General features: G+C 47.3%; 9 protein-coding genes. 4 read left to right on the top strand and 5 right to left on the bottom strand.

Annotated elements, in window-relative coordinates; all coding sequences use genetic code 11:
- Nucleotides 1-8 precede the first annotated feature (8 nt).
- Nucleotides 9-722, top strand: coding sequence for a cation:proton antiporter domain-containing protein (locus tag C2M29_RS16795; RefSeq protein ID WP_267894147.1), 714 nt, complete (start codon nucleotides 9-11; stop codon nucleotides 720-722).
- On the opposite strand, the gene ydiJ is transcribed toward C2M29_RS16795, so the two are convergent.
- Nucleotides 719-3,760, bottom strand: coding sequence for a D-2-hydroxyglutarate dehydrogenase YdiJ (gene ydiJ / locus C2M29_RS05970; RefSeq protein ID WP_105188888.1), 3,042 nt, complete (start codon nucleotides 3,758-3,760; stop codon nucleotides 719-721). The two genes, C2M29_RS16795 and ydiJ, sit on opposite strands and share 4 nt — an antisense overlap.
- A gap of 147 nt (nucleotides 3,761-3,907) precedes the next feature.
- Between ydiJ and C2M29_RS05965 the strand changes: the two genes are divergently transcribed.
- Nucleotides 3,908-4,120: a PGPGW domain-containing protein gene (locus C2M29_RS05965; RefSeq protein WP_105188887.1), complete on the top strand. Its 213-nt coding sequence runs from the start codon at nucleotides 3,908-3,910 to the stop codon at nucleotides 4,118-4,120.
- A 48-nt stretch (nucleotides 4,121-4,168) separates the two neighbouring features.
- On the opposite strand, the gene ppsA is transcribed toward C2M29_RS05965, so the two are convergent.
- Nucleotides 4,169-6,547: a phosphoenolpyruvate synthase gene (gene ppsA, locus C2M29_RS05960; RefSeq protein ID WP_105189315.1), complete on the bottom strand. Its 2,379-nt coding sequence runs from the start codon at nucleotides 6,545-6,547 to the stop codon at nucleotides 4,169-4,171.
- A gap of 147 nt (nucleotides 6,548-6,694) precedes the next feature.
- Here ppsA and ppsR point away from each other — a divergent pair, with 147 nt between their 5' ends.
- Nucleotides 6,695-7,504, top strand: a complete 810-nt coding sequence (gene ppsR, locus C2M29_RS05955) for a posphoenolpyruvate synthetase regulatory kinase/phosphorylase PpsR (RefSeq protein WP_105188886.1) — start codon at nucleotides 6,695-6,697, stop codon at nucleotides 7,502-7,504.
- Between the two features lie 49 nt (nucleotides 7,505-7,553).
- Here ppsR and C2M29_RS05950 read toward each other — a convergent pair whose 3' ends face one another.
- Nucleotides 7,554-8,903: a class II 3-deoxy-7-phosphoheptulonate synthase gene (locus C2M29_RS05950; RefSeq protein WP_105188885.1), complete on the bottom strand. Its 1,350-nt coding sequence runs from the start codon at nucleotides 8,901-8,903 to the stop codon at nucleotides 7,554-7,556.
- A gap of 175 nt (nucleotides 8,904-9,078) precedes the next feature.
- Complete coding sequence (locus tag C2M29_RS05945) at nucleotides 9,079-9,546, bottom strand: low molecular weight protein-tyrosine-phosphatase (protein WP_105188884.1); 468 nt, start codon at nucleotides 9,544-9,546, stop codon at nucleotides 9,079-9,081.
- A 196-nt stretch (nucleotides 9,547-9,742) separates the two neighbouring features.
- On the opposite strand from C2M29_RS05945, the gene C2M29_RS05940 reads away from it, so the two are divergent.
- Entirely contained in the window at nucleotides 9,743-10,615 is an 873-nt protein-coding gene (locus tag C2M29_RS05940; protein WP_105189314.1) for a DNA replication terminus site-binding protein, read from the top strand.
- 72 nt (nucleotides 10,616-10,687) lie between these two features.
- Here the strand turns inward: C2M29_RS05940 and C2M29_RS05935 are convergent, their stop codons facing one another.
- Nucleotides 10,688-11,902 (bottom strand): replication protein A, encoded by a 1,215-nt coding sequence (locus tag C2M29_RS05935; RefSeq protein ID WP_105188883.1) that lies wholly within the window; start codon nucleotides 11,900-11,902, stop codon nucleotides 10,688-10,690.
- Between the last annotated feature and the right edge of the window lie 505 nt (nucleotides 11,903-12,407).

Here is a 12,407-nt window from a genome sequence, read left to right as displayed (position 1 = left end):
GCCTGTGTGTGCCAGTCTTTTTATTCCTGTTTTTGTCCTGGCAATTGGGCAATTGGCAGCCGCCAATGAAGATGCTGGAATTTATGTTCCGTGAAGTGGGCATAGCCCTTGTGGTCGCCATCTTGATCACCTGGTCAGCAACTTACCTGATACGATACAGCGCCCGCCGTCATTTTTTTGAAAAGGCCTCCAGTCCATTTTTAATTTTGTCATTGGCTATCGTGAATTACAGTGTGGCTGAAGCCTTGGGCGGCAGCGGATTTGTAGCCGCTTTCGTGGCCGGTTTGCTGTTTGATTATTTGTATCGGCCTAGTAAGGATATGAGACTGATCGAGGAAAGCGAACACATTGCCGAGTTCTTTTCGTATTTGATTTGGTGTTTGTTCGGTGCCTACAGTTATTGGCAGTTGCAGAGCATGGACTTAAGTTGGAGCAAGCTGGTGTTTGCGCTGGTCGCCGCGATCTTGGTGCGGGTTATCCCCGTTCTATTTAGTTTAATTGTATTTAACGGATTAAATTTTAAAGAAAAGTTTACCTTGGCCTGGTTTGGTCCGCGGGGCTTGGCCTCCATCGTTTTTACCCTGATGGTGTTAGACTCCGCTGACGGTTTGCTAAATGAGTTGGCGACGCTGACCATTTTGACCAGCGTCTTTATTCACGGTATTACCACTCGCCCCATCGCTAACTCTTTCAGCAAAAAGGGCTTGGCCAAACGAGACTAGTGCAACACCTTGGCCAGCACCTCGATGGGGTGCTGAGGTTTAAATTGGGCAAAGCGTTTCACCTGGCTACGGCATGAAAAACCCGTGGCCAATAACTGAGCAGGTGCAGTGTTATCTACCTTGGCCTTCCAACTTAGGTTATATAAAGCAGCACTGTTTTCTTGGTTTTGCAGCTCGTGGCCATAGGTGCCAGCCATACCACAACAGCCGGTGGCTTGCGGATCCAGTTGTAACCCCAAGGCCGAGAAAATAGTTTGCCACACCTTGGCACTGTGCGGTAAGGCGGTGGTTTCACTGCAGTGACTCAATAACACATAGCTTTGTTGTGGCTCAAAAACCTGTTGTTTAAAAGTTTGCTCGCCCAGCCATTCATGGGCCAATAAAACTTCAAAGTCTCCTCTTTGCTCACCCAAGACGGTGTTGTACTCGTCACGATAACAAAGCACCAAGGAGGCATCGAGCCCAACCATGGGAATACCCAAGTCGCCAACCTGCTGTAAAAACGCGGCGCTGTTTTTGGCTGTGCGGGCAAATTTATCCAAAAAGCCTTTTACATGTTGTGGCTTACCATTGGGTTTAAATGGCAGGATAATTGGTTTTTTGCCAAGAGCCCGCACAACCTTGGCAAAGCTTTCAACCAGCTCGGCCTCATAAAAACTAGTGAAGGGGTCCTGCACTATAAGCACATAATCTCGGCGTTGATCTTCGCTTAGCCCTTCAAGTTTATTAAGGTGGAATTTTTCTAAAGTGGCGGTGCGCTGGGCCAGGTTTGGATGACTCGGCGTCGGTGTATCCACATAACCCAGGGTCTTTTTAATCGCCCATTGTACCGGTGACGATTTGACCACTGGGTTGGTAATGGCCGAAAACTTAGCCAACAGTGGTGCCGTGTTTTCTATGCCGGCAACCAGATAATCTTTTAATGGGCGGTTGTATTGGCTGTAGTAAAAGTTCAAAAAGCGAGCACGGAATGTCGGCACATCGACCTTAATCGGGCATGCCGTGGTACAGGCTTTACAGGCTAAGCACTCGTCCATGGACTCTTTCACTTCGTGTGAAAAGTCGTACTGACCCTTGCGTTTATTTTGGGTATTAAGGAAACGCTCCCACCAGGTGGGGCCATCTTTTTTGCTGATAACTTTTTCTTCTTCGAGCAGGTCAACGCCCTGCTCCGCCTGTAGTCGAAGCCACTCGCGCATTAATCCGGCGCGGCCTTTTGGTGAGTAACGGCGATCGCCAGTGGCCTTGTATGAAGGACACATGGGTGAGCTGACATCATAGTTAAAACACAAGCCGTTTCCGTTACAGTTCATGCTGTTGGCAAAACTATCTCGTACCTGAATATCAATTTGACGGTCGAACCAGCCACGCTTCTTATCATCAACGCTCACCAAGCGGTCGTTACTTTCAAGGGGGGTGCAGATTTTGCCCGGGTTAAGCTTGTTGTGCGGATCGAAGGCCGATTTAATACGGCGCAGCTCCTGGAATAGCTCGTCGCCAAAAAACTCCGGGCCGTATTCACTGCGATACCCTTTACCGTGTTCGCCCCACATCAGGCCACCGTACTTGGCGGTGAGTGCAACAACCTGATCGGAAATCTGGCGCAGGGTTTTTTCCTGCTCCGGATCGCACATATCCAGCGCCGGACGCACATGTAAAACGCCGGCATCGACATGGCCGAACATACCATAATCAAGTTGGTGACCGTCGAGTAATTCACGGAACTCGGCAATAAAGTCGGCGAGGTTTTCCGGCGGAACCGCGGTGTCTTCGGCAAAGGCAATAGGCTTTTTCGCGCCCTTGGTATTACCGAGCAGGCCAACGGACTTTTTGCGCATGGCATAGATTTTTTGTATATCGGCCACATTATTGGTGAGCTGATAACCAATTACCCCGGCTTCTTTATTCTCGATAAGGGCGTCAAGCTTGGCACACAGGGCGTCGATTTTGTCCTTCATGTCCCCTTCTTGCTCGGCATTAAACTCAACCATGTTTAAGCCTTGCATGTCTTGCCCAGGAACATCGGTAATTAAGTCCGATACTGAATGCCAGACTATGTCTTCGCGGGCAAGATTCAACACCTTGCTATCAACGGTTTCTACCGAGGTCGCCTCGGCCGCCACTAAAAACGGCGAATTGCGCAGGGCGGAATCGAAGCTGTCATATTTAATATTGATCAGGGTTTTAAATTTGGCGATGGGCGTGATATTGAGTTTCGCCTCGGTGACTATGGCCAAAGAGCCTTCGGAGCCGGTCAGGACACGGCCAATATCAAACTCGCTCATGTGCTCATCAAACACATGCTCTAAATCATAACCGGTCAAGAAGCGGTTTAGGCGTGGGAATTTTTCTAAAATTAAATCGCGCTTACTGCTGGCCACATCCAATACAGTTTTGTAAACCTTGCCGACGGCGGTGTCTTGTTCGGCAATCAATTTGGCTTTTTCGACACTCACCCCTTGAGTATTGAGCTCGCTGCCATCGGCCAGAAAGGCCTTGAGTGCCAGGGTGTGGTCCGAGGTTTTACCATAAACCAGACTACCCTGACCTGAGGCATCGGTATTGATCATCCCGCCCACGGTAGCGCGGTTACTGGTGGATAGGTCCGGTGCAAAGAAGTATCCATAGGGGCGCAAAAAGTCGTTTAGCTGGTCTTTGATCACCCCGGCTTGAACCCTCACCCAACCTTCTTGCTCGTTAATTTCCAAAATTTCGCGCATATAGCGGGAAAGATCGATAACAATACCCGGTGTCAACGACTGGCCATTGGTGCCGGTACCGCCACCGCGTGGGCCAAAGGTTAGAGACAGAAATGGGTCGCGCGAGGCAATGTTCAATGCCAGTTGCACGTCTTTATTGGTTTTAGGAAACACCACACCCTGAGGAATGGTCTGATAGACACTGTTGTCGGTGGCCGCTAACAGTCGCGTGCCATAGCTGGCATCGACATCGCCGCTGAAGCCTTCAGCTTTGATTGTTTTTAGGTAATGTAATACCAGTTCAGAACTGACTTGCTCGACACTTAACTTTGCTATCATGGCCTTAAACCTCAGGAACGGACAGCGCCATTATAGCATGCTGAGCGGGCTTAGAAATTGAAGAATATACAGATTGTTACAAATTGAAATCACTTTGTAGCTGTGAATGCGCTATGGTCAGTTAATAAGCAATTATGTAGGTGATGTATGAAGAAGTGGTTGATGAATGCCGCTGCGGCGCTGTGTTTTATACTCGGATTGATATTCGCCGTGGTGCCTGGGCCCTCGGTGATATTCTTTTTAATTGGATTGACCCTGCTCGCCGTGCATTACCCCATTGCCCGTAAATATGTACGGGTATGCCAAACTACCCTTACGCGGGGGTGCCGGTTGCTCGATAGCAAATTGGCGAAAAAATAAAAGGGCGAAGATTTCGCCCTTTTTCTTTGTCTTACTCGGTAATCGAACTTAGTTCGATTTAAGCTTTTCAGCCAGGTATAGCCAGGTTTCCAATACCGTATCCGGGTTCAATGACACAGAATCGATACCTTCTTGTACCAGCCATGCGGCGAAGTCTTCGTGATCCGAAGGACCTTGACCACAAATACCTACGTACTTACCTTTAGCCTTGGCTGTTTTAATGGCCATAGACAATAGCTTCTTAATCGCTGGGTTACGCTCATCGAACAGGTGAGCGATCAGACCCGAGTCACGGTCAAGACCTAAGGTTAGCTGAGTTAAATCGTTTGAACCGATTGAGAAACCGTCGAAGTACTCAAGGAATTCTTCGGCAAGTAGCGCGTTTGAAGGAAGCTCACACATCATGATCACTTTCAAACCGTTTTCGCCACGCTTAAGGCCGTGCTCTTCAAGTAGCTCGATAACCTTTTTACCTTCTTCAAGGGTACGTACGAACGGGATCATGATCTCAACGTTGTTCAAGTCCATGTCGTCACGAACACGCTTGATGGCTTCACACTCAAGGGCGAAACACTCGCGGAAGTCTTCACTGATATAACGTGAAGCACCACGGAAACCGATCATTGGGTTTTCTTCTTCCGGCTCGTATTGCTGACCGCCAACCAGGTTGGCATATTCGTTTGATTTGAAGTCAGACATACGGACGATTACGCGCTCAGGTGCAAAGGCACAACCAAGCGTGGCGATACCTTCAACCAGTTTGGCGATGTAGAATTCACGCGGCGACTCATAACCTGCGATGATGTCTTTGATTTCTGCCTGAAGTTCAGGAGATTGAGCATCGAAGTTAAGCAACGCTTTCGGGTGAACGCCAATCATACGGTTGATGATGAACTCAAGGCGAGCCAGGCCCACACCGGCGTGAGGTAAACGAGCGAAATCGAATGCACGATCCGGGTTACCCACGTTCATCATGATCTTCATTGGCAGGTCAGGCATTTCATCTACGCGTGAAGTCAGTACTTCATACTCAAGTTGGCCTTGGTAGATGTAACCCGTGTCACCTTCGGCACACGAAACGGTTACTTCCTGGTCCGCTTTGATTAGGTCGGTGGCGTTACCACAACCTACTACCGCAGGAATACCTAGTTCACGGGCGATGATGGCCGCGTGACAAGTACGACCGCCACGGTTGGTAACGATGGCAGCGGCACGCTTCATGATCGGTTCCCAATCCGGGTCGGTCATGTCGGTTACCAGGATATCGCCGTGTTGTACCTTGTCCATCTCGTCGATAGAATTAAGTACGCGAACAACGCCGGCACCGATTTTGTGACCTATGGCACGGCCTTCGGCAACAACGCTAGATGTTTGCTTAAGCTGGAAACGTTCCATTACGTTCGCATCTTCGTTTGAACGTACGGTTTCAGGGCGAGCCTGTACAATATAAAGCTTGCCGTCGTTACCGTCTTTTGCCCACTCGATGTCCATTGGACGACCGTAGTGTTTTTCGATGATAACTGCTTGCTTAGCAAGGTCCATTACTTCTTCGTCTGTAATAGAGAAGGTATTGGCTTGCTCTGGGGCTACGTCAACAATTTCAACTTGTTTGCCGTGTTCTTGGTCTTGTGAATAAACCATTTGAATGGCTTTAGAACCAATGTTACGGCGAACAACGGCTGGTTTACCTTTGGCTAGGGTACCTTTGTGAACGTAGAATTCATCCGGGTTAACCGCGCCTTGTACAACCATTTCACCAAGACCGAAGCTTGATGTTACGAATACAACGTCTTCGAAACCTGACTCGGTGTCGATGCTGAACATTACGCCTGAAGAAGCCATGTCAGAACGAACCATGCGCTGGATACCGGCTGAAAGTGCCACACCTTTGTGGTCGTAACCCTGGTGTACGCGATAAGATATAGCGCGGTCATTAAATAGAGAAGCAAAAACGTGTTTGATAGCAACCATTACGGCATCGATGCCGCGCACGTTTAAGAAGGTTTCTTGTTGTCCGGCGAATGATGCGTCTGGCATGTCTTCGGCGGTGGCAGAGGAACGTACTGCGAAGGATACGTCATGTGCTGGGTCAGCGTGTAGTTGGCCATAGGCCTCGCGGATAGCCTGGTCCAATGAATCCTGGAATGGCGTGTCGATGATCCACTGACGGATTTCGGCACCTACTTTGGCCAATTCATTGACATCTTCAACGTCTAGTTTGTCTAGCACGTCGTAGATGCGAGCATTCAATCCAGATTGCTCAAGAAACTCGTTAAATGCGTATGATGTCGTCGCAAAACCACCCGGTACTTGTACACCGGCGTTGGCTAGGTTTGAGATCATTTCACCGAGAGAGGCGTTTTTGCCTCCAACTCTCGGCACATCTTGCATACCAAGCTCTTGATACCAGAGAACGTATTCTTGCACGGAACTTTCTCCAAAAAACAAATTGTAAGTTTGGTCATTAAAACAATGACCTTTTAAATGAGGCGCTAACATTCTACACTGGCAAGCACTGATGCGTAAACCGTAGCCTTACGGTTTATCAGGTTATTACGAAAAAAAAGGATGATTATGCGCAACGCATTTTATATTTCTGACGGTACCGCAATTACCGCCGAGGTCTTTGGTAATGCGACTTTGTCGCTTTTTCCCATGGAATTTGAACACACGACTATCCCCTTTGTAGAAACCAAAGAAAAAGCCTTAGAAGTAAAGGCTCAAATTGAGCAGGCGGCGGCCACGAGCAAAGAAAAGCCTATCGTTTTCTTTACCTTTGTGAACCCTGAGCTCAGTGAAATCATCCTTGCAAGCAACGCCGTGTGCTACGACTTTATCAGCACCTTCAGCAATCAACTGCAGCTTGAGTTAGGTGTAGAGCCGGTACCTAAGGTGCATCGCACCCACAGTATCCATGAGCAAAGTTACGATTTCCGTATCGCGGCGGTAAACTATGCACTGGCAAATGACGATGGCGCCAATATCAAGGATTATCAGCAGGCCGATGTAATTTTGGTTGGGGTGAGTCGCAGTGGTAAAACGCCGACCAGTTTATATCTGGCGCTGCAATACGGCATAAAAGCGGCAAATTACCCCTTTACGCCGGACGATCTCGAATCCGGCACTTTGCCAAAATGCCTGCAACCCTATAAAAATAAACTCTTTGGCTTAACCATAGAGCCGGAGCGCTTAGCGGCTATTCGAAATGAGCGCATGGCCAATTCCCGCTATGCCTCCATGCGTCAATGTCGCATCGAAACCCGGGAAGTGGAAATGCTGTATAAGCGTTTTCGAATCCCGCACTTCAATTCAACCCATCACTCGGTGGAAGAAATCTCCGCCAAGATCATGGCTGAGTCGGGGTTACAGCGACGTAAGTATTAATACAGACATAAAAAAAGCGCCCTTGGGCGCTTTTTCTTTTGCTGAACCTTTACTTGCGGGCGTCTTTTAGCAGGTCCGCTACCAGGAAGCCGAGCTCCAATACCTGATCGGCATTGAGGCGAGGGTCGCACTGAGTGCGGTAGCGCTGGGCCAAGTCATCATCCGACAGACCGTAGGCACCGCCGGTGCATTCGGTCACATGCTGTCCGGTCATTTCTAAATGCACGCCGCCTGCGTGTGAGCCTTCGGCCTTATGCACCGCAAAAAATTGGCTGATTTCGCGCAGGATGTTATCGAAGCTGCGGGTTTTATAACCTGAGCTGGCCTTTTCGGTGTTGCCATGCATGGGGTCTGAGCTCCAGATCACCTTGCGCCCTTCTTGCTGCACGCGACGCACAAGTGCGGGCAGTTTTTCCGGCAGTACATCGGCACCCATACGAGTGATCAGCGTTAATCGCCCTGGAATATTATCCGGGTTCACCGCGTCAATTAATTCGATCAGCTCGTCCGGGCTCATACCCGGGCCAACCTTAACACCGATTGGGTTTTTAATGCCGCGGAAGAACTCGATATGGGCGTGATCAAGCTGCCGCGTACGCTCGCCGATCCACACAAAGTGCGCAGAGCAATCGTACCAGTCGCCGGACAAGTGGTCGCGTCGAGTTAGCGCCTGCTCATAGCCCAGTAACAGAGCTTCATGGGAGGTATACAAAGACGTTTCCGTTAATGACGGTGCATTGGTGGAGTTAATGCCACAGACTTCCATAAACTCGAGAGCGTCTTGAATGCGATCAGCAACCTCTTGATACTTATCTTTGAGCGGGTTGGCAGCGACGAAACTCATGTTCCACCGGTTCACCTGGTGCAAGTCGGCAAGACCACCTTGCGCAAATGCACGTAACAAGTTAAGCGTTGAGGCACTGTGGTGATACGCCTTCATTAATCGCTGTGGATCGGGTACACGGGCCTGCTCGGTAAATTCATAGCTGTTGATAATGTCGCCGCGATACGAAGGCAGGCTGACGCCGTCAATGGTTTCAAAATCGCTCGAACGCGGCTTGGCAAACTGACCGGCCATGCGTGCGATTTTAACCACAGGGCACTTGCCACCATAGGTTAATACCACCGCCATCTGCAGCAGCGTTTTAAAGGTATCGCGAATATTGGCGGCGCTAAAATCGGCGAAGGACTCGGCACAATCGCCGCCTTGTAATAAAAATGCACGGCCTTCACACACGTCTTCCAGTTGTTTAAACAGACTGCGTGTTTCTTCGGCGAACACCAAAGGGGGCGCACTGTTTAGCTCGCTTTCTACATTTGATAGAACGCTTTGATCCGGGTATGTGGGTTGCTGGACTATGGGGAAATCCCTCCAGCTATTTGGACTCCAGGGTTTCACTTTACAATTTTCCTCATTCCTAATTGTACCTCACTCACGAAAGTACCGAATGGCGCGCCCTAGCGCAAGGGTAAAAGGGAAAGAACGGGAAATAAAGTACCCTACTTTTGTCGCAGCTCGTAAATATCAAATTGAACACATCATACTTATGCTTGCTAAGGTAGTATCCTCAGCATTAGCGCTGCTTGTTATCTATCTGGTCAAGCATGGCATCAATGGCCGTTTCGCATATGGCGACCACGGTATCGAAACCTGCGTTGCCTCCATAGTAAGGGTCCGGGACCTGAGTTAACTCAGGGTCAGGATGATAATCGAGTAAACGCTTAACGATAGCCGTCGCATCGGCTGGTTTCATGGCTAATACATCCTGGTAGTTTTGGTCATCCATGGTCAATAGCAAATCTTGCTCGTAGAAATCGTCTTGTGTCAGTCTTTGTGCCGTTAACCGTGAGAGGTCGTAGCCATGTTGGGCGCCATGAGCGATGGCCCTTTTATCCGGGTGTTCGCCAACGTGGTACCCAGACGTACCAGAGCTGCTAAAGGAGATATAGGTTAAGCCCTGCTCTACTGCACGTTTTTGTGCGATGGCATGAGCAGTCGGCGAGCGGCAAATATTGCCTAAGCAGACGAACATGATCTTCATCGAAGAGGTTTCCTAATTTTATGCACTTAATTAACTTTAGTGATCTCTCATCCAGAGTAAAGCAAATATAATGAACACATCATACTTTCATGTGGTTAATGGCGACCGCAGCATGGGTATTTAAAATATATAATTGCTAAACAAAGGGGTTACCGGCTAGACTAGTGAATTAAAGTATGATGTGTTCTTTATTGTTATGAGCAGCATAAAATTACAGCTTCGTAGTATTTTCGACCTAACCCAGGAATATCTGCAGGACTTTACTCAGTTATTGGCACAAACCGAGTATCGCCAATCGAATTATTTTCAATTGCCCTTACCCACACCTGAGCAAGAACGTAACCCTTTGTCCGCCATTGCTGTGCAACGCCTTCAGGGTGATGCGGCGCTAACACATATTAAAAACAGCTTTTTAGATTTTCACAAAGACGGCGAACTCAGTGGTAAATTAGCAAAACGCCATCCAGGCATCATTTTGTTGCCTCGGAAGTCTTTCACTGATTTTGAGCCCTATCTACAAAAAATCAATGAACTAAAAACTGAGTTTAAACAAAAGGTGCTGACGCTGGATAATAATGACGCCCGTTTCGATGCCGTTCATAGTGCGGTGCCCGGGCTGATGACCCTGGCATTTTACCGACATATTCATTTTGAGGCTCATGCCCCCTACTCGGTACGCTTTACCTGGATGCAAAAACATTCAACTAAATCATTAACGCGTAAGTTAGCACTTACTATGTTAGAGCGAAGCAGCGCCTATTCCAATCCACGGATGATCGATCAGCACCAATGGCAGCAATTGGTTGAGATGGAAAAACGTAAGGTTGCGAGTTTAGGAGAAAATGAAAAATTACGCATTCGCCGGCCAATACGTGTAACGCCGGAAGTCAATGTGCGTTTTGCCGATAACCGCCGATACCATGTTAGCGGCGCTTTACCTTTTATAGTATTTGACGACAACCCGGATATAAAACTGGGCGAACTCAAGGATTATCAACCAAAAGAGGACCCACGAAAGCGTGAGTATGAATACTTGGTTGAGCGTTTATACATGGCACGAAGTGAGTGAGTGTTCACTTCCTTTTGCTGTTTTAAAAAAGCCCACTTATGTGGGCTATTCTACCTGATTCATTACCGGTTATTATTTTTCGACTATTTCTTCTAGTCTTTCTTCATCGATGATCTCGGCATTCTCGACGATACGTTTGCCACCTTGGATCTCAATGCGTTTATTTTGCTTATTCAAGGTAAGGATTTCTTCGCAGAACTCATCGGATGGATGCATTTCGTAAACATAATCGATGATTTTGCCGCTTGCCTCATCTTTCACATTAGAAATGCTGTAATCGGAAATAGCTCCTTTATCGATGAGATCTTTCATGGTTGTCGTCATGTCGCGACGCAAGGCTTTTAGCTTATTGTCGGTTATCTTGTCATCGGCATAGATAGAGCCGTATTTTTCCATAATAGATAGCAAACGGAAATGATAGGTCTTACCCGGTGCTGCATAACGCCATAAGTGATACAAACGCAACATCATCCAACGTGACAAACCACGTTTAAGTTCTTGTGCGCGGTTGAAGTAATAGCCTTTATATTCAAGGTTATCGATCATGTTATGAACGAAGGCATTAAGACAGGCTACACACTTAACATTACCGCCCTGCCCCTTCTTACCACTGAAGTGTAACGAGGATAAGAAGTTCATATTCGACTCATAAAATGAGTCGTCGATATTAGAATTCTTGGTATCGGTGGCCGTGTACTTAAATGATAGCTTGGAACCTTGTAAGGCTTCCAATGATTCTTTAATTTGCGGATACGGCATCGACTGACCCACGGCCTTAAGTTCCTGGGCTAGTTCATTCATCGAGAAAATAACCGCGTACTGAATACCCGATTTAAAGTTGATTTTGACAATCTTGCCCTTCGACGCCAAACGAATTAAAGCGCGCTCTACTTTTTCTTCCCTGTCCGATGGCCACACCAAACATTCAACTTCTTCACCGTCTTGACGTGTACTAACCACCGCAGGGGTAATTTTAATTTCACCGTCATAGAGGATACCATCTACTTTTTCCGAGATACGTCGGGTAATAATGGTCTTCTTGGGCGCATCTTCTAATGGCAGCTTTTTATGGCCGGAACGAACAAAACGCCCCCAAAGATCATAATGATTGAAGGTATTAGAGTAGGCTCTTAATCCATGCACAGAACTTTCGATTGAAATACGCACATCTTTATTGTCTGTGAACAACGCCAGATTTTCATTATCCGTTGCACTTTCAACGCCATTGATCTGGCCTCGCAAAGAGTCTGGTAAGTTTTCTACCGAGATATTAACCTTGCGGTTCATTGTTATTTTCCATTGCTATCGATGCTAAAGGTAATATCAACACATAATACGAAAAAAGTTAATCATCTATGTTAGTAAAAAACTGATCCGTAGCCGAGTTTCATCCTTGGGATCACATTTTTACTAACTTTAGGCGATTTAACGTTCAGTTCAATGCCTTCTTGGATCAGATTTTTATTAACTCATGCATTCCAGATCATATTTTTACCAAGTTAAACGTCATTGTTTTGCTATTTTCATCCTTAAAACGGCAAAGCAGCTGTTTTTTTACGCAATATCACCGCTTAATGCGGTAGCGTTGTGTATAACTGTCTCGGCGCTTGGTATAGATCTGATCTATAGCAGGTAAAGATCCGATCTTTATCTACATATCAGTGCCTTAATCACTCATCTGTGTGTATAACTAAGACCAAATAGTTAGTAAAAAAATGATCTCTCCCGCCATTTTTGTGAATAACCTCAGGGGTAAGCTGTGAATAACTTTAATTCGAGATTTTCACTTCAT

Source organism: Pseudoalteromonas sp. T1lg48 (genome assembly GCF_002964785.1).
Classification (GTDB): domain Bacteria; phylum Pseudomonadota; class Gammaproteobacteria; order Enterobacterales; family Alteromonadaceae; genus Pseudoalteromonas.
The sequence above is the reverse complement of the archived record's forward strand: the minus strand, read 5'-3'. Positions and strand labels throughout refer to the sequence as shown.

Coding starts and splice junctions, on each gene's coding strand:
- ydiJ (WP_105188888.1), bottom strand. CDS start 3,760: ATGATAGCAAAGTTAAGTGTCGAGCAAGTCAGTTCTGAACTGGTATTA.
- C2M29_RS05965 (WP_105188887.1), top strand. CDS start 3,908: ATGAAGAAGTGGTTGATGAATGCCGCTGCGGCGCTGTGTTTTATACTC.
- ppsR (WP_105188886.1), top strand. CDS start 6,695: ATGCGCAACGCATTTTATATTTCTGACGGTACCGCAATTACCGCCGAG.
- C2M29_RS05945 (WP_105188884.1), bottom strand. CDS start 9,546: ATGAAGATCATGTTCGTCTGCTTAGGCAATATTTGCCGCTCGCCGACT.
- C2M29_RS05940 (WP_105189314.1), top strand. CDS start 9,743: ATGAGCAGCATAAAATTACAGCTTCGTAGTATTTTCGACCTAACCCAG.
- C2M29_RS05935 (WP_105188883.1), bottom strand. CDS start 11,902: ATGAACCGCAAGGTTAATATCTCGGTAGAAAACTTACCAGACTCTTTG.